Genomic DNA, 20,737 nt, shown 5'->3' on the forward strand with positions numbered 1-20,737 from the left:
GGGTACGCTCAAGGGTTAGTCAGTGGTGCAATTCATACAACGGCTGATACTGTGCGTCCGGCATTGCAAATTATTAAAACCCAACCTGGAGTATCCAAAACGAGTGGTGCATTTATTATGGTTCGCGGGGAAGAACGTTATGTCTTCGCTGACTGTGCGATTACCATTGCTCCAACGAGTGAGGACCTTGCAGAAATTGCTGTGCAAAGCGCGAAAACAGCAAAAGCTTTCAGTATAGAGCCTAAAGTGGCGATGCTTTCATTTTCAACAAAAGGTTCAGCAGTTTCACCGGAAACACAAAAAGTTGCAGAAGCAACGAGGCTTGCTCAAGAAAAAGCGCCATCCATTAACATTGATGGAGAATTTCAATTTGACGCTGCATTTGTACCTGCAGTGGCGAAGAAAAAAGCACCAGGCTCCAGCATCCAAGGAGATGCGAATGTCTTCGTATTCCCGTCGCTTGAAGCAGGGAACATTGGCTACAAATTAACTGAGAGACTTGGTGGATTTGAAGCAATAGGTCCAATTTTACAAGGTTTAAATATGCCGGTGAATGACTTGTCCCGTGGCTGTTCAGCAGACGATGTTTACAAATTAGTATTAATAACCGCTGCTCAAAGCGTGATGGCAGGAGAATAAGATGTCGGATTTCAACAATTTATTTGCCAATAAAGAATGGCGTTTTTGGGATCAGTCGATGAGTGGACGATCGAAATCTGCACTCGAATCATTTGCTGCAGACGATATGTTGTGTGAACTAGTAGGGAAAGGTTCGTCGCTGCCTACCATTCGCACATGGGTTCACGAAAACACAGTTGTCTTAGGCATACAAGACCATCGACTCCCACATATAGCTGCAAGTCGTGATGCCATACAAGACCATGGATTTCAATCCATTGTTCGAAACTCAGGTGGACTTGCTGTTGTTTTAGATAGTGGTGTTTTAAATATCTCCATAATTGTATCTGAAAAAGATCAGGCAATTGATATTAATGCAGGATACGATATCATGGTCGAATTCGTTCGCTATCTTTTCCCACAAATTGCGGACCGTATAGAAGCCTATGAAATAGTCGGTTCCTATTGCCCAGGATCGTATGATTTGAGTGTTGATGGAAAGAAATTTGCAGGAATCTCACAAAGACGATTGCGGCATGGTATTGCGGTCCAAATTTATTTATGTATAGAAGGTAGCGGAACAGAACGAGCTAAAATCATTCGAGATTTCTATGAAGCTGGATTACAAGGCACTCAAACGAAATTCATCTACCCAGTTATTGTCCCGGAAGTGATGGCCTCAATAAGCGAAATACTAGGTGAAAGTGTGACGGTTCAAGATACCGTTATCCACGCCCAGCGTTTAATGAACCACATGATCGACAATGTTCATATGCAATCGCTCCAACCGAGCGAAACGGATTTATATATGTATTACTTAACGCGAGTTGTTGAACGCAACCAAAAAATGCTGACAAAATTTGAGGACTAAGCTTCCATCAACTAAATTTTCGTCAAAATAGTCATTTCATGAAAAAAGAACCGCCAATCAATTGATTGGTGGTTCTTTTGCAACTAAATTGCCGTTACGTTCCATTTGGAATACAGGTGAAACATTTTCAGCGTCATCATTTAATGTTACTAAACGTCGAGCGCGATTCATGATATGAACGAACTGTTCGTAGTCTTCACGAATTGTTGAATTTTCATTTTCTAATCGAGCAACGTCACGTTCAAGTTGCTTAATTTTTTCTTGTGAATGAGATAGCAATGCGCGCCAGCGATGAGATTCTCCTTCGCCAGTCCCACTTTGTTGCAATCGTAATAAGTAAGCAATGACCACATCTAATGATAGAGAAGAAATCGGAATTTGAACTCGTTCTTGTTGTTGTTCTTCACTTCCTACGAGAAACAGAGATTGACCTCTGCGACGATATTCTTTACCAAGGACACGCAATTTTTGTTTACGATCTTTTTTCGCTTCTCTTAAATCTTTCTCGTATTCTCTTCTTACAACTGCGTTCCAACGGAATCCGCAAGCAGCTGCGGTACGATTCAAAGTATCTCCAGCTTCTTCAAATGCGTTTAGTTGAGTGCTTCCTTCTCGTACGTGTCGCAGCACGGTTTCTGCAAGCAATTCGTCATTTTCATCTAGCCAAGCATCTTGTCTTATTTTTACCATACATGTCCCTCCCGAATTGTTAATAGTTTTGATGTTCTACTTCAAGCTTGTACAAGATTGACAGGTTTTATTCACTGAAAAAAATAGATGTGCTTGAATCAAAGAAGAAATATACGGTACAATGACGGAAAGACTTTTTATCAAAAATAGAAAGGGTTGTAGGCAAATGGCAAACGAATTCAGAGTTTGCGATGATTGTCTGGCCGTAAATTTAAAAACATTAATTCCTAAGTTAAAAGAGATCGATCCACACGCAACAATTGATATTGCGTGTCATTCTTACTGTGGTCCGGGCCGTAAAAAAACATTCGTGTTTGTAAACAACCGACCCGTTGCTGCGCTTACTGAGGATGAATTGATGGGGAAAGTACGCGCCAAGCTAAAGTAACAATCTCGTAACAACAGTTTATATAAATTCTCATACTTTTACCGCCTTTCCGGAAGGTGGTTTTTTCTTTCTACTAAAAGGTATATATAAGATTTATTATATTAATAAAGTGTCACATTTTCGAGCTAAAATGGCGATTTCTGTTTTCTATTGAAATGGGGTGTTCACGTGAATTATGCAACACAAAAGTTAGCTGAAGAAAAAGTATTCAAAGACCCGGTTCACCGTTATATTCATGTACGTGACCAAGTCATTTGGGATTTAATCGGAGCACGTGAATTTCAGCGATTACGACGGATTAAACAGCTCGGCACAACTTATCTTGTGTTCCATGGGGCTGAACATAGTCGCTTTAATCATTCTCTTGGTGTATACGAAGTTGTAAGACGCATTATTGATGATATCTTCAAAGGTCGTCCAGAGTGGGATGAGTCAGAACGACTGGTCGTTCTTTGTGCAGCTCTTCTTCATGACCTCGGCCATGGTCCATTTTCCCATGCGTTTGAACACGTTTTTGATCTTGATCATGAGAAATTCACTCAAGCAATTTTGCTAGGAGATACGGAAGTTAACGAAATTTTGAAGCGTGTATCACCTGAATTTCCACAACATGTGTCTGACGTTATTGCCAAGACATATACCAATAAACTAGCAGTGAGCTTAATTTCTAGCCAAATCGATGCTGACCGCATGGATTATTTACAACGAGATGCTTACTACACAGGTGTGAGTTACGGCCATTTTGATATGGAACGTATTTTGCGTGTAATGCGTCCACGAGAAGATCAAGTAGTTATTAAACAAAGTGGGATGCATGCGGTAGAAGACTACATTATGAGTCGCTATCAAATGTATTGGCAAGTGTATTTCCATCCGGTTTCAAGGAGTGCAGAAGTGGTTTTGACGAAGGCTCTTCACCGCGCGAAAGAATTAAGTTTAAGTGGCTATAAATTTTCATATGAACCACGACATTTCAAAACGTTTTTTAATCAAACCTTTTCATTAGCTGATTACATCGCGTTGGATGAAGGGATAGTTATGACATATTTTCAAGAGTGGGTTCACGAAGAAGATGAAATCCTCTCAGATCTATGTGATCGTTTTATCAATCGTCGTTTATTTCAATACATTGAATTTGATCCTGCAAAAGACTATCGGAAATTGGCTGAGCTCGAGCAACTGTTTAAAAAAGCAGGGATCAATCCTGCCTATTATTTAGTATTCGATTCATCATCCGATTTACCATATGATTTTTATCGTCCGGGTGAAGAAGGCGAACGAGTGCCGATTCATTTATTAATGCCGAATAATGAACTAAGCGAGCTGTCGAGGTCTTCTGACATTGTTGAGGCCATTTCCGGTAAAAGAAGAACAGACCATAAATTATATTTCCCAGAAGATTTATTAACACAGGATACGAAGAAAAAAGCTGTGAAAAAACAAATTTTGCAGTTATTGCTCGGAGAAGCTTAAAGTTGGAGGTGGACTAAATTGTTACAAGAACACGCAAAAATCGTGCAGTTTATTACACTTGCTGGTGAGGTAGCAGGACGTAAAAAATTGCAAAAAATGGTGTACATCGCAAAGAAAATGAACTTTCCATTCCAAGAAAAGTACCAATTTCACATATACGGCCCTTATTCAGAAGAGCTCACTTTGCGAGTAGAAGAATTGTGCAATATGGCTTTTTTATCTGAAAAAATGGAGGATAAGGGTTCATACGTACAATACACGTATGCATGCACCGAAGAAGGACGTCAATTTTTATCGACAATGACGAGTCATCATAAAAATCTCGATCACTGTATTGAGCGCTTAAATATCAAAAGTTCACGCTTTCTTGAGATGGTGTCAACATTGCTATACTTCGATCATCTTCCAAGGGATGAGCAAATCGAAAAATTACATGTTGTCAAAGGGAAATTAAACTTTTCTGAAAAGGAAATAGAAGAAGCTTTTTCTTTTATTGAAGAACTTCAAACAGTCATAACTTGTTAAAAAAGGACGGCTCACAAAAAGGAGCCGTCCTAGTTTTTTTGAACTTGGCTCGAAGCACAAATTGCACCCACGAGAGCCGTTGAGGTATTAGCTTCGTAATACCGCTTGGAACCCTATTTGTCTAGCTACAAGCGCCAGACCGCACCTAAGCTTGGGSCCACAGGAGGTGGGTCATGAAGGCGTTGCGAAATTTCTTAGCACTGCATTTTGCGACGAGTAACCGCAGGAGCACCAGGACGTCGCGAACTTAGCCTTTCTTCCATACCGATGCGAAAGCARGCTTTCGAATCGGAGTTTCCAGCGCCGGCGTCGGCCTAAAGTAGCGCTTGGAGCTTGGGCCCACGAGAGTGGGTCATGAAGCCGTTGAGGCATTAGCCTCGTACTTGCGGCTTCGAACCTTATTTGTCGCTAAATAGTTTTCCTGCTACTGCGTAGTGGTTTTTTGGCATATCTTCGATGAAGACAACTACGTTTTCAACAGGCGCGTTTGTTGTTTCGGCAACAGCTGCCGTTACTTTTTCTACTAGTGCACGTTTTTGCTCGTCAGTGCGGCCTTCTAACATTTTGACTGTTACGTATGGCATTGGAGTTCCTCCTTTTACACAAAATTTTGTATATTGGTTATAATAACAGAATGGGGGTTGATAGCGTATGGCAAATGAAGAAAAACCAAAACAAAAACTTGGATTTACTATTATAAAAAACGATCCGACTGATGGTCACGGAGGATTTGGAATTGGCTCATTAACACTTGAGCATGTTTCACCGGTCATTATTGATGTCAAGGAAAAAATAGCGAAGGTCGAAATCGGTGCAATGCACGCTCGAAGCGATACGGAGCGGGGCATAAAATTCACTACCAATCGTCAAGATTCAGAAGGTGGTAAATTATTTTGGCTCGTTTGGGTAACGATTGATCATAAAGCCAATGGTCCTTACTATGCGGGAGTTACAGGGTGTGAAATGATCATCAACCGTGAAAAACGACGCGGCTTCAAACTTCTTGCTGACCATGTCAATCGAATGGACAAATCGATGAAACGCCACATTATCGTTGATCATATGGACGATGAGTCAAAAGTGCTCTTGAGAAACTTTTTACAAACACACAACGCTGAAATGTGGGCGAGAAGTGATGAAAAACTGCATAACGCATTAAGTGTATAATATTGTCAAAGAGTTGTACAAATTGTGACATTTTCATCCTCGACTTATCTGAGGTTGAATCTATCTACCAAAGCAAGTACACTTAAAATATAGCTTGCAAAAGGTGAGCTAGGACAATTGGAAACGTGTCTGTACATGAGCGCCATGCGACATTTGTGTCAAACCCAAGCCGAATGCCGCATGTTTCTCATGTCAGCACTAACCAAGAAAAAAGCTTTCTGTTCCATCGGACGTTAATTCGCCGTGGAAGAGAAAGCTTTTTTTATTGAAATAAAACAGAAATATAAGCCTCACTGAACAGTGAACGGGAATAAACCTACTGTGAGAAGGAATAAACCTCACTTGAAAGGGAATAAAACCATTTGAAAAGGATTAAACCCCAATTCAATTAAAAATATCAATTCCTAAAGAATGAGAATGGGAACATTGACCATGGATCGTCACTATCCATTTCAATCATTTCGTTATCTTCAATGTCATCTACTAACTGTTTCTGTAGCTTAGGATCTGTACATAATCGCTTCGGTATGTCTTCCCGTTTCAAGTACACTAATCTTTGCTTCGAACATTCAGATACGGCTAATCCACCAGTTTCAATGTCAATAATGGTGCCACTCACACCTTTGGTTGGCAGGAATGGTTCAGGCGAAACGCCTTGATGAGCTTTCTCCATAAAATCGATCCAAATATTTTTTGTCGTTTGTTTATCTTCTGCAAGCTGCAATTCTCTTCCTTCATCATAGCCATTCCAAACACCTGCGGTTAATGAAGGGGAGTAACCAACTAACACTTGATCTGAATTTGTCGTTCCTGATTTTGCAGCATATGGTCGCGTTTGTTTCCCTCGAATAGATAAGCCTGTTGCAGGTGCATAATCATTGAAAACGGGATCAAACATGCCCGTCATTAAGTGAGTTAAAATGAATGCATCGTCCTTAGACATCACGCGGTCATCATCTTTACGTTCAGCTGGATTCGCTTCAAATACCACTTCGCCTTGGCTATCTTTAATAGATAACACAGTTTGGATTTTTCGATCCAATCCTCCGCCTGCAATTTTATTAAAAGCACCTGTTAGATCTTTTAATGTTACTTCAGACGTTCCAAGCGCCATGGAGGGAGAATTTTGAGCTGATGTTTTCACACCTAATCTCTCCAAAACTGAACGGAAAGGTTTATATCCCACTTTTTCAAGTGTTTTCACGGCATAAATATTATCTGAAATTGCTAGTGCTTGCGCTAACGAAATCGGATGGTTCGCAAACTCACCGTTCACATTATTAGGTTCGTATTTAGAGCGTCCATCGTCATAAGTGAAAATTGTTTTTTCACTTTCTAAAAAGGTCAAAGGAGAGAACCCTTCTTCTAGAGCTGCCGCATATAACAATGGTTTAATGGTTGAGCCGGGTTGGCGCTTCGCTTGTGTCACGCGGTTAAATGGACTATTGGAGTAAGAACGACCGCCGACTAATGCCGTTACGTAGCCAGTTTCTGGTTCCATACTGACAAACCCAACTTCAAGGCTATTATTTGGTAGCCACTCGGCAATAACTTCTTCCGCAACTTTTTGGTGTTGTGTGACCAAAGTTGTTTCAATTGTCCAGCCACCTTCTGCAATTGCTCGACCTTTTGATTTTAAAATTCGTTCGGCTTCTTTCCAAGCTTCGTCCAAGAAGTACGGTGCAACACTCTTTGTGGCTTTCCATTCTTCATTTTTTAAGACGATTTTTTCGTCTTTTGCCCGTTTTACAGCTTCAGTCGTCACCATGTTTTGAGATTCCATTAATGTAAGTACAACATTTTGTCGTTCGTATGCATTTTCTGAGTTAATCAATGGTGAATAGATACTCGGTCCTTTTGGAATGGAAATAAGTAAGGCTGATTCAGCTAGTGTTAAATCCTTACTTGGCTTACCAAAATAAAACCGACTTGCAGCTTCTACTCCGTACATACCGTGTCCAAAGTACACCGTATTTAAATATCCTTCTAACAACACATCTTTTTCATAAAAAACTTCCATACGGTATGCATACAAAGCTTCTTTCGCTTTGCGTGTCCACGTTTTGTCATGTGTTAAATACAAATTACGTGCATACTGCTGGGTTATGGTACTTGCGCCTTCAACTTTTCGCATCGCTTTGACGTCTTTTAATAAGGCAGATGCAATCCGTGTGTAATCAAATCCGTTATGCTCATAAAATTCTTGATCTTCCACTGCCAAAATGGCTTCGCTAATAAATGGGGACATGTCTTCTAACTCAACCCAATATCGGCGCTGTTCAGCAAAACGGTCTCCTATTGAATGACTGTTACGATCTAAAAAAACGGTTGCTTTTGAAACCGCAAGTGAAGGAGGTCCGAGAACTTGTGCATAAATGCGTAATGCTAACAGAATGGTGCATAATGCACTTAATGAAACAAGGAGGTACCAAAAAACGGATCGAATTTTTTGACGTTTTCGTTTTTGAAGTTTCAAATCAACTCGTCCCAATTTGACATCAATCCATTCATCGATAGTTTTTAGTAGTATGGTAACTTCATGTCCAGATTAAACGCAGATTTCGGATAAAATAGTTAACAACATACGTATATTTAATTAAATTCTCGCGTATAAAATGCGCCGTAATGAAATCTGAATAAGACTGTTAAGAAAAAACAGTTGCACTTTTACAAAAAACCTCTATACTTTCTCTGTATTTGTTTTTCGGCAGACCGCGTTCTTTTTCGCTACATGCCGGGAACGGATCCACTAACCTCGTAAGTAAAGGAGAATGCATTATGGCTGGATTTTGGTTTACAGAAAAACAAACCGAGAATTTTGGCATTACGATGAAGGTGAACCGTACCTTGCATACGGAGCAAACGGATTTCCAATTGCTCGAAATGGCGGAAACGGCGGAATGGGGCAATATGTTATTCCTAGACGGCATGGTAATGACTTCGGAAAAAGACGAATTCGTTTATCATGAAATGGTGGCACACGTGCCATTATTCACACATCCAAACCCTGAAAACGTCTTAGTAGTAGGCGGCGGAGACGGTGGCGTGATTCGAGAAATTATGAAACATCCACAAGTGAAGAAAGCAACACTTGTCGATATCGATGGCAAAGTAATCGAGTACTCTAAAAAATATTTACCAACAATCGCATCAGAGTTAGAAAACCCACGTGTAGAAGTACAAGTAGGCGACGGTTTTATGCACATTGCTAAAGCTGAAAATGAATATGATGTCATCATGGTGGATTCAACTGAACCTGTAGGACCAGCTGTGAACTTGTTCTCAAAAGGTTTCTATGCAGGCATTTCAAAAGCATTAAAAGAAGATGGAATTTTTGTGGCACAGTCGGACAACCCTTGGTTTACACCAGATTTAATCAAGCAAGTTCAAAAAGACGTGAAAGAAATTTTCCCTATCACTCGTTTATATACTGCTAACATTCCGACTTACCCAAGCGGTCTATGGTGTTTCACATTAGGTTCAAAAAAATACGATCCACTTAAAGTGGAAGATTCACGTTTCCATGAAATCGACACGAAATACTACACGAAAGAATTGCATACGGCGGCATTCGTGTTACCGAAGTTCGTGAAAGATTTAACGGGGGAATAATACATGGAGAGATTTGATGAAGCTTATTCAGGAAATGTCTTTATAAAAAGTCATCCGAATTATGATGAATCACAAGCTGTCATTTATGGCATGCCAATGGACTGGACAGTTAGTTACCGTCCAGGTTCACGATTTGGCCCTCAACGCATTCGTGAAGTGTCGATTGGTTTGGAAGAATATAGTCCTTATTTAGACCGTGATCTTGATGACGTAAAATACTTTGATGCAGGGGATATTCCATTACCATTCGGAAACCCACAGAAAAGTATAGATTACATCGAAGGATTCGTTCGCCAACTTTTGCAAGATGGAAAAATTCCTGTTGGTATGGGAGGCGAACATTTAGTATCGTGGCCAGTGATGAAAGCTGTAGCGGAAAAACATCCGGATTTAGCTATTATTCACATGGATGCACATACGGATTTACGCGTGTCTTATGAAGGGGAAGCACTTTCTCATTCAACACCTATTCGTAAAATTGCCGACCATATCGGACCAAAAAACGTCTATTCATTTGGCATTCGTTCAGGTATGAAAGAAGAGTTCGTGTGGGCAAAAGAAAACGGCATGCACATCTCGAAATTTGAAGTACTCGAGCCATTAAAAGAAATTTTACCAACACTTGCAGGTCGTCCTGTTTATGTAACCATTGATATTGATGTACTTGATCCTGCACATGCACCAGGTACTGGAACAGTAGACTGCGGTGGTATTACATCTCGTGAGTTGTTAGCTTCTATCCATGCAATCGCTGGATCAGACGTCAACGTTGTTGGCTTTGACTTAGTTGAGGTTGCTCCAATTTACGACTCATCTGAACAAACGGCTAACACGGCGAGCAAATTAATTCGTGAAATGCTATTAGGTTGGTTAAAATAAAGAAAAGTGGAGAGCGTCAATCTAGCCCGACACCGGTGTTGGAAGGAACGAATCGGAAACCTGTTTCCGCATGAGTTACTGAAGCTTAGGTGCGAGCTGGCGCTTGGAACTAGACAGTGTATAGAGACTAGAATCCTTCACAAGTTTTAATAATTGTATGGTAAAGTTCCACGCATTCGACGGATGATATAGAAAAAGCGTGATGCTTCTCAATAATGAGAGCATCACGCTTTTCTATTTGTGTAGTGGAAAACGCGATTACGACCAATCGCTTTCGCTTCATACATAGCTGTATCTGCAGCACTATAAAGTTCTTGAATAGTCATTCCATTATCAGGATATGAACTGACACCGATTGAGACGGTAATGGTCACTTGTTCTTGTTGATTATCTGAAACTGGGAAAGGGCTCCGTGCAATACTTGAGCGAATGCGTTCACCTAAATCAAGCCCCATGGCAGGAGGAGAATTTGGCAGTAACACAACAAATTGTTCGCCACCGTTTCGAGTAACGTATCCTTCCCGCGAAGAGACTAGGTTTTTTAGTCGAGCTCCAAGTTCTTTCAAAATTTCATCACCAATCGGATGTCCATAAAGATCGTTCACTTTCTTAAAGTGATCAATGTCTATTGAAATCATACTGAATGGTTTCGTTGAATCCGTTATGTAGGAATGTGTCAGTTGCTCAAACTTACGGTTATTATAAAGACCAGTTAAATAATCTGTTTCCGCCAACAATTCAGTATGTCGAAATTTCTTAAAATGGCCGTTTAACTCGATTAGAATAAATAATACCGTAAAGAATGAGAAGGCTGAGTATAAAATAAAATACACAATATGCAAATAATTAGTAGTTGTTTGATGAATTAAGATGGCAATTAGTACTGCAGTTTGAGCGGTTGCATAATAAAAATAACGATGAGCATTTTTGAAGGTCATCGGATATTTAAAACTAAATAATCCTATAACAATCCCCAAAACGCTCACATTTAACCCTCCAAGAAGGCCTGGGATCGTGACAGCATCCGTCATAAAAATACGCGCTAAACCAATAATAAGTCCACTAATAATAGGGGCTATAGGTCCTCCCAAAATTCCGGCAATGACAATCACAACATGTCTGGCATCAACCATAATCGTATCTGACAAGTCAACCGACGATTCCATTAAAATAAAGCCAGCTAGACCGGACATAATTCCAATAATATACGGATGAGCTTTCAGAAACGGAAAATTAGAGCGTACAGTATCTTGAAAGGGCCAGTAAGATAAGACGGCAAAAGTAAATAAGATACAAAAATTTATCAGCAAATCGAAAAGCATGACTTTCGCCTCCCAAACAAAATTCTAGCGTCAGTATATCATACATAAAAATACAATTGCGGAAAATTTTTTATAGGTAAAGTGATATGAAAACCGATAATAAAACGTTATTTGAAATGAAGGGGTAAAATGCCTTATAATAAAAAGGTTATATTGAAATCATACAAAAGGAAGCGGGTGGACTTGTCTTGAACACACAAGTAAAAGTAAAGTTAAAAACGACCATTCGGCAACCTAACGAAGAACCGGAAATTTATGAATTATGGGCATCTGGCACTATTATTGAAAAAAGAGGAAATTCTTATTTAAAATATGAAGAAATGCAAGACGATAATAAAATTAACACCACCGTCAAAATGGGCGAAACAGAAGCACTCGTTTTGCGAAGTGGCGGAGTAAATATGCGACTTCCGTTCTTGGAGAATTCACAACAGACAGGCAGTTATGAAAGCGAATATGGCGTATTAATGGTTTCGACCATGACGCGAAAAATAGCGTTTGAAAAAAATAAAAACGATGGAAATTTTGTCGTTCAATATGATTTAACCGTGAGCGGACAACCCGTTGGCGAATACACACTCGAATTTCATTACACGGAGGGATCTCAATGAACGCAGTAGAACAAGTTCAACAATCCATAAAAGAAGCGTTACAACAAGCTATTTTAAAAGCACAATTAACAGACACAGAAGGCCTTCCAGCCATTCATTTAGAAGCCCCTCGCGACAAAGCGAACGGTGATTACGCAACCAATATTGCCATGCAGCTAACGAAACTTGCTAAAAAACCACCTCGTGCGATAGCAGAAGCGATTCTAGAAAATCTTGAAACATCAGGTACAGTTATCGAGAAAATCGAGATAGCTGGTCCTGGATTTATGAATATTTCGATTCGTAAGGATTACTTAGCTGATGTAGTAAAAGCAGTGCTTGCACAAGGTGCTGATTATGGTCGTTCAAATGCGGGTGGGAATCAAAAGATTCAAGTAGAGTTTGTATCAGCTAATCCAACAGGCGACTTGCATTTAGGTCATGCTCGTGGTGCATCTGTCGGTGATTCTTTATGTAATGTCCTGGATTATGCAGGCTATAACGTTTCACGCGAATACTATATTAACGATGCAGGGAACCAAATAAACAACCTAGCGTACTCATTAGAAGCTCGCTATAAGCAAGCTCTAGGTCAAGACGCAGAAATGCCGGAAGATGGCTATCATGGCAAAGACATTATTGAAATTGCCCAAGCTATGGCAAATGAGCATGGTGAAGCGTTACTTGAGAAATCTGCCGAAGAGCGTTTTGCATTCTTCCGCTCACATGGTCTAAAAGTAGAACTTGCTAAATTACAACAAGATTTAGCGGATTTTCGTGTTAATTTTGACGAATGGTACTCAGAAACTTCTTTATATGAAAACGGCAAGATAGAAGTGGCTCTAGATAAATTACGTGCAAATGGTCACGTCTTTGAAGAAGAAGGCGCGACTTGGTTCCGTTCAACAACATTTGGTGACGACAAAGACCGTGTACTCATTAAAAATGACGGTTCATTTACTTATTTAACACCTGATATTGCGTATCATGAAGATAAAATTGCGCGTGGTTTTGAAAAGTTAATCAACATTTGGGGCGCTGATCACCACGGTTACATTCCGCGTATGAAAGCCGCAATTCAAGCACTTGGAAATGGTAACGATACACTTGAAGTCAGCATTATACAAATGGTGCAATTGTACAAAGACGGCGAAAAAATGAAAATGAGCAAACGTACAGGTAAAGCTGTTACCATGCGTGAACTTGTAGAAGAGGTTGGCTTAGACGCTGTTCGTTACTTCTTCGCCATGCGTTCTGGTGATTCACATATGGACTTCGATTTAGATTTGGCAGTTTCACAATCGAACGAAAACCCTGTGTTCTACGCACAATATGCACATGCACGTATTAGCTCAATTTTGCGCTCTGCAGCAGAACAAGGATTCAGTGCTTCAGAGGATCAACTAAACTTGCTGCAAGCTGAAAAAGAAATCGATGTCTTAAAGAAAGTGGGCGACTTCCCACAAGTCGTGGCAGATGCAGCGAAAATTCGCTCTCCACACCGCCTGGCAACATACATTCAAGAACTAGCAGCAACTTTCCATAGCTTCTACAATGCTGAAAAAGTATTAGATGATTCGAACGAAGATATGACCCGTGCAAGACTTGCTCTCATCACTGCAGTCCGCACAACCATAGCAAATGCACTTCGTCTAATCGGCGTAAGCGCTCCAGAAAAAATGTAGAAAATTAACAACAGCCATTTCACAAGTTAGATGTGAAATGGCTGTTTTTGTTTGCCGAATAATGATAAGAATGCAAAAGCAATTGAACTTTATCACTCAGGTTTCCGGGGAGCTTTGGAAAGCCAACGTGCTACACCCTCCTAATGAATAAGGAAGAGAGGCGGAAGCACCCAGGAAGTGCCTACACGTATGGCTACGTAGCCTTCATCTTTATTCACATGGAAAGGGTTTTTTGTGTGGCTTATCATGACACAGTAAACTGAATCCGAAAAACAGTAAATAATAAGTGATCTATTATTCCTCATTCAAGGTGCGTTTCCATAATAAATGGAGACGCACTTTTTTGTGCGATTTCTTGAACTCGTTTTAACCAAGTGCCGCCAGTTAAAGTACGTAATAATAGACCAAGTGTTACAAATATAAAATAAACGTAGTAGTATCCGCTATATCAAGTTACAACAGGAAAGACAAAAACATATCACACATAGTCATGCTACAAAGTGTTCCGCTAGAGTTTACTAAAAACCTTCTCGACACTTAAAGGAATTCATGTATAATGAAAATGAATTACATAGCCCCAACACGAAGGTGCTCTGCTTCAATCGCAGAGTTAAAAGGGAAGTCGGTTCAACTCCGACGCGGTCCCGCCACTGTATGTGAGAGGAAAGCGCATCAAGTCACTGAAGCACACACATTGCTTTGGGAAGACGCACTAATCCACTAATCACAAGCCAGGAGACCTGCCTACGTGCGAACACTCAGCAACCCTACGAGGATAGGAATGGTGTGAATCAGCTCGTGCTCATTTTAGCAAAAGCAAATATTCAACCAACCATCTTCCGACGACTCGCGGAGGATTTTTTTGTGTCTTAAGACACATCAATGAACACAACATATCGAGGAGGAATACAAAGATGAAGAAGATTTGGCAATTATGGCTCGCAACTGCGCTTGCAGCGATCTTATTAACAGCATGTGGGCAAGAAAAAGCGGAAACTGTAGACAGCAAAACAACTGAAACAGAAGTTGGACAAGAGGCTTCACAATTTCCTCTAACAATTAAGGATGTCACTGATAATGAAATCACATTAGAAGAAGCACCAAAAGCAATCGTTTCAATGATTCCAAGCAATACAGAAATTTTGTATGCTCTTGGCTTAGAAGAAAAAATAGTGGGAGTTTCAGATTACGATAACTACCCAGAAGAAGTTGCTTCTAAAGAAAAAATTGGTGGACAAGAATTTAATGTAGAAAAAATTATTTCTTTAAATCCAGATTTAGTACTTGCACATGAATCAGGTCTTGGAGTAGGTGACGCTGGAATTAAACAAATGCGTGATGCAGGGTTAAACGTGTATGTTGTGAAATCTGCAGTTAGCTTTGATGAAGTGTATGACACGATGGCGACTATTGGACAAGCGACAGATATGAATAAAGAAGCGGAAGAAATGGTACAAACAATGAAGGATGAAGTAGCAACAATTCAAGAAAAGGCTTCAACCATTAAAGAGAAGAAAAAAGTATTTACGGAAGTATCTCCAGCTCCAGAAATTTATACAGCAGGTAATAACACGTTTATGAATGAAATGATCGAGATTTTGAATGCGGAAAATATAGCATCAGATCAAGAAGGTTGGATTATGATGGACCCTGAAGAAATTGTTAAACGTAATCCGGATGTAATATTAACAACTTACGGTAATTATGTACCAAATGCAGCGGAGCAAGTTTTAACTCGTGAAGGATTTGGCACAGTTACAGCTGTTAAAAACAAAGCAGTAATAGATGTGGATGCTGATACGACAAGCCGTCAAGGTCCTCGTTTAACTGAAGGTTTATTAGAATTGGCAAAAGCAATTCATCCTGAGGTCTTCAGTGAGTAAAACCTGGTTTGCATATGTAGCTTCTTTCTTCGTACTGATTGCTGCAGTGTTGGTTGGGGTAACGGTTGGATCAGTATCGATTCCGGTGCAAGTGTTATGGAATCCGGACTTGGATGAAGCTGCGTCAAACATCCTTTGGAATATTCGCATGCCTCGTGTTGTGCTAGCTGGTTTAGTTGGCGCTTCACTTGCTATAGCGGGAGCGGCTTTCCAAGGATTGTTGAAAAATCCATTAGCTGATCCATATACGTTAGGAGTGTCGTCCGGTGCCTCAGTTGGTGCCGTGGTGACACTCTTTTTCGGAATTTCTGTACCCTTTCTAGGCTTGTTCACATTGCCAGTCTTCAGTATGCTCGGCGCTTTTTTAACCATGGTTACTGTTATGAGTTTTGCCAAGCTCATAGACCGCGCGATGAAGATGGAAACGATCATTCTCACAGGAATAATATTTAGTTCATTTTTGGGATCTGTCATCTCTCTTATGATTTCACTTTCAGGTGAAGAGCTCCGTCAAATTATTGGCTGGTTGCTTGGTAGTGTGTCAATGCGAGGTTGGCCCTATGTCACAATGGCATTACCGTTTATGACGATCGGTTTTTTACTATTATGGCTAAATCGACGCGAGCTAAATGCATTAGTTTTTGGCGAGGAACGTGCCATGCATTTAGGTGTAAATGTGAAACGACGTAAAATGATGATTTTAACAGGAGGTTCGATTTTAACTGGTGCTGCGGTATCGGTTTCTGGAACCATTGGCTTTGTGGGTCTCGTCGTGCCACATATGACACGTATGTTGTGGGGATCGGATCATCGTCATGTATTACCCTTATCATTTATAAATGGTGCTTCATTACTCATTATTTGTGACTTAGTGTCACGAATAATTATTTCACCGTCTGAGCTGCCAATAGGCGTAATTACAGCCTTCATTGGTGCACCAGTGTTTGCGTTAATTTTTTGGAAACAACGAAGAAAGGTGGGTGCGTAATCATGCTAAAAGTCGAAGGATTAACAGGTGGTTATCACGACGCACCTGTTGTAAAAGACGTGTCTTTTCATGTTGTTAAAGGGGAAGTTCTTGGGATATTAGGTCCAAATGGGAGTGGCAAGTCGACCTTGCTGAAAATCATTAGTGGTGTACTTCCTTTGAAAGCAGGTACGGTCAAATTAGGTAGCAAACCAATCGAAACATATACTACAAAAGAACTCGCTAAGCATATGGCTGTGCTACCTCAATTACACGCACATGCTTTTTCATATACAGTGCGGGACACGATTTCTCTTGGGAGATACCCTCATCAAAGTGGATTCTTTTCATCATGGTCTGAGAAAGATGAGCAAGCAATTCAAGATGCAATGCAGCTAACCGACGTAAAAATGTATGAGCATGTCTATCTCGATCAGCTTTCTGGAGGAGAACAACAACGTGTTTTTGTGGCCCAAGCACTTGCACAGCAAGCAAAAGTGTTATTACTGGATGAGCCAACAAACCATTTAGACATTGCACATCAACAACAATTGTTGGACACGATTAGAATGCAAGCCACTAAGAATGGATTAACAATCATCTCAGTATTTCATGACATAAATTTAGCTTCCTTGTATTGCGACCGGTTGTTATTAATGGAAGATGGAGAAGTGAAAATAATTGGTGAACCGCATGCGGCGCTAAAACAAAAACAGCTAGAAAGTGTCTACAAAGCTCGGGTAAGAAGCCACCCACATCCAGAACAACCGAAACCACAAATCACATTATTGCCTAATTTGAGTGAGGTGCAGGTGGAGCACATCATTAAGAAAGACAATTTTGCAGTGTCAAATGAGTATGTGGTCATGCAAGCAAACGTCCCATTAAAAACAGTTTCATCAGCTGTTGTAAATGCGGGGTTTGGTTGGTTCCGCACGTTTGTTAATCGTCATGTGAAAGCTGATTACGAATGTGACGATAGCATAAAAGAGATGTTTGATTATTTACAAGAACAAGGATTTTCTACAACAGATACAGTGGGAATGATGACAGCTGTTCAAACTAAACATGTGGTCATTGAAGAGTATAATGGAACATTTGGATCCATTATCATTGCAGTTACAGCAGGCGTTGGGAATGCAGTGGATGTGTCAAAAGCATTTGAACGCGAAGATGAACCTTATGTCGGTACGATTAATACCTGGATTATCGTTAATGGAAAATTATCGGACGAAGCATTCATTCAAGCCATGATTACAGCGACAGAAGCAAAAACAAAAGCTCTTCAAAACGAAGATGTAAGAGACTCGATAACAAATACACTTGCAACTGGAACATCCACGGATAGTTTACTTGTAGCGGCTACTCAAAAAGGGGAACTTTTACCGTATGCTGGACCTATTACAGAGCTAGGGAAATGTATCGGACGGGCCGTTTTCGAGTGTACTACGCTAGCTATCAAACGCTATAAAGTAGCGAAAGGAATGTAAGTATGTCTGCTCATATCATCGCGCTTACTTTTGGCTTACTCCTTGATCGAATAATAGGTGATCCACCTAATTGGACACACCCAGTTCGATGGATTGGAAGCTTTATAATAAAATTAACAACTTTGTTGAATAAAGGCAGACATCGCAAAGTCAAAGGTATAATCCTGTTGATATCGGTTGTTGCGGTTACATTCACTAGCGTATTTACTGTGGTGTTCACAGCATACAAGATTCACTTTATTTTTGGAATCGTTGTTGAAAGTATTTTGTGTGCAATAGGGTTTGCCCAAAAAAGTTTGAAAGACGCGGCGATGTCCGTTTATCAACCACTAGTTAATGGTGATTTAAGAGAAGCTAGAATGAAACTATCATGGATTGTCGGTCGCGATACTGAAAAGTTATCCGAATCAGAAATTACACGTGCTGTGGTAGAAACTGTCTCTGAAAATACGAGTGACGGGATAACAGCTCCACTTTTCTTTGCATTTCTTTTAGGAGCACCTGGGCTTTGGTTATATAAAGCAGTGAATACTTTAGATTCGATGGTGGGTCACGAAAATGAGAAGTTTCAAGACTTTGGTTATGCTTCTGCCAAAATGGATGATGTGTTGAACTATATTCCGAGCAGAGTCACAGGCTATATCATCCTGCTATGGACAAAAAATTACAGTAAACAATCCCTTCGCACTCGATTTGCTAATTGGTGGAAAGATGCCAAAAAGCATCCAAGCCCAAATAGTGGGTACTTGGAAGCTGCGACTGCCTGTCAACTTGGTGTGCAACTGGGAGGTCTTAATATGTATAAAGGAATTCCTTCTAACCGTCCACGGATGGGAATTTCAGAAAACCCGCTTCGAGCAATTCATATTTTATATACAATCCGTCAAATGCATATCGCTATATTTCTGTTTTGGCTAATGATGATTGTTATCGGGGGTGTTTTACGTGACATTACCTAACCATGGCGCAAATCCACATCATTTATTTAAAAGTTTGGGAATTAACCCTCCCGATCGAATAATAGACTTTAGTGAAAACGTCAATCCATTAGGACCTCCTGAATCAATACAAACTGACTGGCACAAATTCCAACCGTTTATGATGGGGTATCCAGATCCACTTGGTGAACCTTTTCGAACAGCAGTTGCTGAGTATCACAACATTTCACCTGACTCCATATTCGTTGCAAATGGAGCCGCAGAAATATTTTCATTGCTTGCGCAAAAGTATAGAGGTAAACGAGCAATAATCGTTCACCCAACTTTCTCTGAATATGAAACGACATTGAAAGCACGAAATGTGGAAATTGTGAACTTGCACATGACTGAAATCGTAACAGGTGAATACCCGATTGATGAAATAAAAATGCATATGCATCAAGCTGATGTCCTTTACTTATGTACACCGAATAACCCAACTGGCACATTGCCAACACGCAAAGTGTTAATTGATTTAGTAGCATACGCGAAAAAAACAAACTGTGACATTGTGTTGGATGAAGCCTTCATTGATTTCATTTCAGAACAGTCATCTTTAATTTCTGACATTAATTTTTGTCATTTGATTATAGTTCGCTCAATGACAAAAATGTACGCAATGCCTGGTCTAAGGCTAGGATACATGGCAACTGCCCCTACCATAGTCAAGGAAATTCAACAACTGGCACCTCATTGGAATGTGAATAGGATTGCAGCTGAAATAGGTTCACTCGTATTAAAAGATGAAGAGTACAGACAAAAAACGATTCTTCATAGCCAAAACATGCTTCTCGACATGAGTGCTTTTCTAAAATCAAAAGGCTGCGAAGTAACACAATCACAAGCCAACTTTTTATTATTCAAGTTACAACATCCAAACAGTGAATTTTTCCAATACTTTTTAAGACAAGGGTTGGTTTTAAGACATACCGAGAATTTTCATGGACTTGACGGTCAATGGTACAGAATTGGTATGAAGACCGCAGAAGATATGGAAATCCTTAAAAAGGAGTTAACAGTATGGTTCGAGGCACGCTAACATTTATTTCTGGCGGTGTACGAAGTGGAAAGACGGGTTTTGCTGAAGAATGGTTAATGAATCGCTCGTGTTCGCGACTAATCTATCTCGCGACTGGCGTTGCTTCTGACAGTGAAATGGAACAACGTATAAAACGCCATCAACAGGATCGAAAAGACTATAAAAACAACTGGCTGACTATAGAACAACCTCGTAAAATAGAAGAAATTCTGCCACACATCCGACCTGGTGATGGGGTTCTGATGGACTGCATCACTACGTGGTTAGCCAACGAACTGTACGAAGGATGGGCAATGGATGATCCGTGTTTTAAACGTGAAAACTGCATGGAAGAAAAAGAGAGACGTTTCCATGAAACAATTTATTCGTTGCTAAAGAACGGAACCACTTTAGTCGTCATCTCAAATGAAGTTCTAGATGAACCTTTGTCGAGAATTCCAGATGTAGTGCTCTATCAGCAATGGCTAGGAAGGCTCCATCAGTGGCTCGTCAAAGAGAGTGATTATGCATATGAACTTACATATGGACTAGCAAAGAAGTGGAAGTAAGGGGGGAATACAT

Annotated in this window: 20 protein-coding genes and 1 riboswitch; of the genes, 16 read left to right on the forward strand and 4 right to left on the reverse strand. The window is 40.2% G+C overall.

Annotated elements, in window-relative coordinates; translation table 11 throughout:
• Both pta and lipL read left to right on the forward strand, forming a co-directional pair.
• A partial coding sequence (gene pta / locus AC1DOS_RS04025; protein ID WP_477536483.1) for a phosphate acetyltransferase occupies positions 1-639 on the forward strand: 639 nt, incomplete at its 5' end.
• Between the two features lies 1 nt (position 640).
• Positions 641-1,489, forward strand: a complete 849-nt coding sequence (gene lipL, locus AC1DOS_RS04030; RefSeq protein ID WP_477536484.1) for an octanoyl-[GcvH]:protein N-octanoyltransferase — start codon at positions 641-643, stop codon at positions 1,487-1,489.
• Positions 1,490-1,546: 57 nt separating this feature from the next.
• Here lipL and AC1DOS_RS04035 read toward each other — a convergent pair whose 3' ends face one another.
• A complete protein-coding gene (locus tag AC1DOS_RS04035) occupies positions 1,547-2,179 on the reverse strand; it encodes an RsfA family transcriptional regulator (protein WP_108586152.1) in 633 nt (210 codons plus the stop codon).
• Between the two features lie 166 nt (positions 2,180-2,345).
• Here AC1DOS_RS04035 and AC1DOS_RS04040 point away from each other — a divergent pair, with 166 nt between their 5' ends.
• The 3 genes from AC1DOS_RS04040 (at position 2,346) to AC1DOS_RS04050 (ending at position 4,565) form a co-directional block, all read left to right on the forward strand.
• Positions 2,346-2,567 (forward strand): YuzB family protein, encoded by a 222-nt coding sequence (locus AC1DOS_RS04040; RefSeq protein WP_108586151.1) that lies wholly within the window; start codon positions 2,346-2,348, stop codon positions 2,565-2,567.
• Between the two features lie 168 nt (positions 2,568-2,735).
• On the forward strand, positions 2,736-4,040 hold the full coding sequence (locus tag AC1DOS_RS04045; protein ID WP_108586150.1) for an HD domain-containing protein: 1,305 nt from the start codon (positions 2,736-2,738) through the stop codon (positions 4,038-4,040).
• A gap of 18 nt (positions 4,041-4,058) precedes the next feature.
• Positions 4,059-4,565, forward strand: coding sequence for a YwgA family protein (locus AC1DOS_RS04050; protein WP_108586149.1), 507 nt, complete (start codon positions 4,059-4,061; stop codon positions 4,563-4,565).
• 398 nt (positions 4,566-4,963) lie between these two features.
• Here AC1DOS_RS04050 and AC1DOS_RS04055 read toward each other — a convergent pair whose 3' ends face one another.
• Positions 4,964-5,149: a 2-hydroxymuconate tautomerase gene (locus AC1DOS_RS04055; protein WP_019414477.1), complete on the reverse strand. Its 186-nt coding sequence runs from the start codon at positions 5,147-5,149 to the stop codon at positions 4,964-4,966.
• Positions 5,150-5,216: 67 nt separating this feature from the next.
• On the opposite strand from AC1DOS_RS04055, the gene AC1DOS_RS04060 reads away from it, so the two are divergent.
• Entirely contained in the window at positions 5,217-5,732 is a 516-nt protein-coding gene (locus AC1DOS_RS04060; RefSeq protein ID WP_108586147.1) for a YwhD family protein, read from the forward strand.
• Positions 5,733-6,129: 397 nt separating this feature from the next.
• Here AC1DOS_RS04060 and AC1DOS_RS04065 read toward each other — a convergent pair whose 3' ends face one another.
• Positions 6,130-8,223, reverse strand: coding sequence for a transglycosylase domain-containing protein (locus AC1DOS_RS04065; RefSeq protein ID WP_108586146.1), 2,094 nt, complete (start codon positions 8,221-8,223; stop codon positions 6,130-6,132).
• A 287-nt stretch (positions 8,224-8,510) separates the two neighbouring features.
• Here AC1DOS_RS04065 and speE point away from each other — a divergent pair, with 287 nt between their 5' ends.
• Both speE and speB read left to right on the forward strand, forming a co-directional pair.
• Positions 8,511-9,344 carry a spermidine synthase gene (gene speE, locus AC1DOS_RS04070; RefSeq protein WP_108586145.1) on the forward strand — a complete coding sequence of 278 codons (834 nt, stop codon included), beginning with the start codon at positions 8,511-8,513 and terminating at the stop codon, positions 9,342-9,344.
• A gap of 3 nt (positions 9,345-9,347) precedes the next feature.
• Positions 9,348-10,223, forward strand: coding sequence for an agmatinase (gene speB / locus AC1DOS_RS04075; RefSeq protein ID WP_108586144.1), 876 nt, complete (start codon positions 9,348-9,350; stop codon positions 10,221-10,223).
• A 224-nt stretch (positions 10,224-10,447) separates the two neighbouring features.
• On the opposite strand, the gene AC1DOS_RS04080 is transcribed toward speB, so the two are convergent.
• The gene (locus AC1DOS_RS04080; RefSeq protein WP_108586143.1) at positions 10,448-11,545 is read right to left on the reverse strand and encodes a GGDEF domain-containing protein; all 1,098 of its coding nucleotides are present in this window, start codon (positions 11,543-11,545) and stop codon (positions 10,448-10,450) included.
• 188 nt (positions 11,546-11,733) lie between these two features.
• On the opposite strand from AC1DOS_RS04080, the gene AC1DOS_RS04085 reads away from it, so the two are divergent.
• The 8 genes from AC1DOS_RS04085 (at position 11,734) to AC1DOS_RS04120 (ending at position 20,724) form a co-directional block, all read left to right on the forward strand.
• Positions 11,734-12,156, forward strand: coding sequence for a YwiB family protein (locus tag AC1DOS_RS04085; protein ID WP_477536485.1), 423 nt, complete (start codon positions 11,734-11,736; stop codon positions 12,154-12,156).
• Positions 12,153-13,820 (forward strand): arginine--tRNA ligase, encoded by a 1,668-nt coding sequence (argS, locus tag AC1DOS_RS04090; protein ID WP_477536486.1) that lies wholly within the window; start codon positions 12,153-12,155, stop codon positions 13,818-13,820. Before AC1DOS_RS04085 ends, argS begins: the two co-directional genes overlap by 4 nt.
• A 569-nt stretch (positions 13,821-14,389) precedes the next feature.
• Positions 14,390-14,582: riboswitch (cobalamin riboswitch) on the forward strand.
• Between the two features lie 152 nt (positions 14,583-14,734).
• Positions 14,735-15,703 (forward strand): ABC transporter substrate-binding protein, encoded by a 969-nt coding sequence (locus AC1DOS_RS04095; protein ID WP_108586140.1) that lies wholly within the window; start codon positions 14,735-14,737, stop codon positions 15,701-15,703.
• Entirely contained in the window at positions 15,696-16,691 is a 996-nt protein-coding gene (locus AC1DOS_RS04100) for a FecCD family ABC transporter permease (protein WP_477536487.1), read from the forward strand. Before AC1DOS_RS04095 ends, AC1DOS_RS04100 begins: the two co-directional genes overlap by 8 nt.
• A gap of 2 nt (positions 16,692-16,693) precedes the next feature.
• The gene (locus tag AC1DOS_RS04105; protein ID WP_477536488.1) at positions 16,694-18,160 is read left to right on the forward strand and encodes an adenosylcobinamide amidohydrolase; all 1,467 of its coding nucleotides are present in this window, start codon (positions 16,694-16,696) and stop codon (positions 18,158-18,160) included.
• Between the two features lie 2 nt (positions 18,161-18,162).
• Complete coding sequence (gene cbiB / locus AC1DOS_RS04110) at positions 18,163-19,119, forward strand: adenosylcobinamide-phosphate synthase CbiB (RefSeq protein WP_477536489.1); 957 nt, start codon at positions 18,163-18,165, stop codon at positions 19,117-19,119.
• On the forward strand, positions 19,106-20,176 hold the full coding sequence (locus AC1DOS_RS04115) for a pyridoxal phosphate-dependent aminotransferase (RefSeq protein ID WP_477536490.1): 1,071 nt from the start codon (positions 19,106-19,108) through the stop codon (positions 20,174-20,176). The genes cbiB and AC1DOS_RS04115 overlap by 14 nt, the downstream gene beginning before the upstream one ends.
• Entirely contained in the window at positions 20,158-20,724 is a 567-nt protein-coding gene (locus AC1DOS_RS04120; protein ID WP_108586135.1) for a bifunctional adenosylcobinamide kinase/adenosylcobinamide-phosphate guanylyltransferase, read from the forward strand. The genes AC1DOS_RS04115 and AC1DOS_RS04120 overlap by 19 nt, the downstream gene beginning before the upstream one ends.
• Positions 20,725-20,737: the final 13 nt, after the last annotated feature.

The organism is Paenisporosarcina sp. P5_A11 (genome assembly GCF_056400705.1).

Coding starts and splice junctions, on each gene's coding strand:
- speE (WP_108586145.1), top strand. CDS start 8,511: ATGGCTGGATTTTGGTTTACAGAAAAACAAACCGAGAATTTTGGCATT.
- AC1DOS_RS04080 (WP_108586143.1), bottom strand. CDS start 11,545: ATGCTTTTCGATTTGCTGATAAATTTTTGTATCTTATTTACTTTTGCC.
- lipL (WP_477536484.1), top strand. CDS start 641: ATGTCGGATTTCAACAATTTATTTGCCAATAAAGAATGGCGTTTTTGG.
- AC1DOS_RS04095 (WP_108586140.1), top strand. CDS start 14,735: ATGAAGAAGATTTGGCAATTATGGCTCGCAACTGCGCTTGCAGCGATC.
- AC1DOS_RS04105 (WP_477536488.1), top strand. CDS start 16,694: ATGCTAAAAGTCGAAGGATTAACAGGTGGTTATCACGACGCACCTGTT.
- AC1DOS_RS04040 (WP_108586151.1), top strand. CDS start 2,346: ATGGCAAACGAATTCAGAGTTTGCGATGATTGTCTGGCCGTAAATTTA.
- argS (WP_477536486.1), top strand. CDS start 12,153: ATGAACGCAGTAGAACAAGTTCAACAATCCATAAAAGAAGCGTTACAA.
- AC1DOS_RS04035 (WP_108586152.1), bottom strand. CDS start 2,179: ATGGTAAAAATAAGACAAGATGCTTGGCTAGATGAAAATGACGAATTG.
- AC1DOS_RS04120 (WP_108586135.1), top strand. CDS start 20,158: ATGGTTCGAGGCACGCTAACATTTATTTCTGGCGGTGTACGAAGTGGA.
- cbiB (WP_477536489.1), top strand. CDS start 18,163: ATGTCTGCTCATATCATCGCGCTTACTTTTGGCTTACTCCTTGATCGA.
- speB (WP_108586144.1), top strand. CDS start 9,348: ATGGAGAGATTTGATGAAGCTTATTCAGGAAATGTCTTTATAAAAAGT.
- AC1DOS_RS04055 (WP_019414477.1), bottom strand. CDS start 5,149: ATGCCATACGTAACAGTCAAAATGTTAGAAGGCCGCACTGACGAGCAA.
- AC1DOS_RS04060 (WP_108586147.1), top strand. CDS start 5,217: ATGGCAAATGAAGAAAAACCAAAACAAAAACTTGGATTTACTATTATA.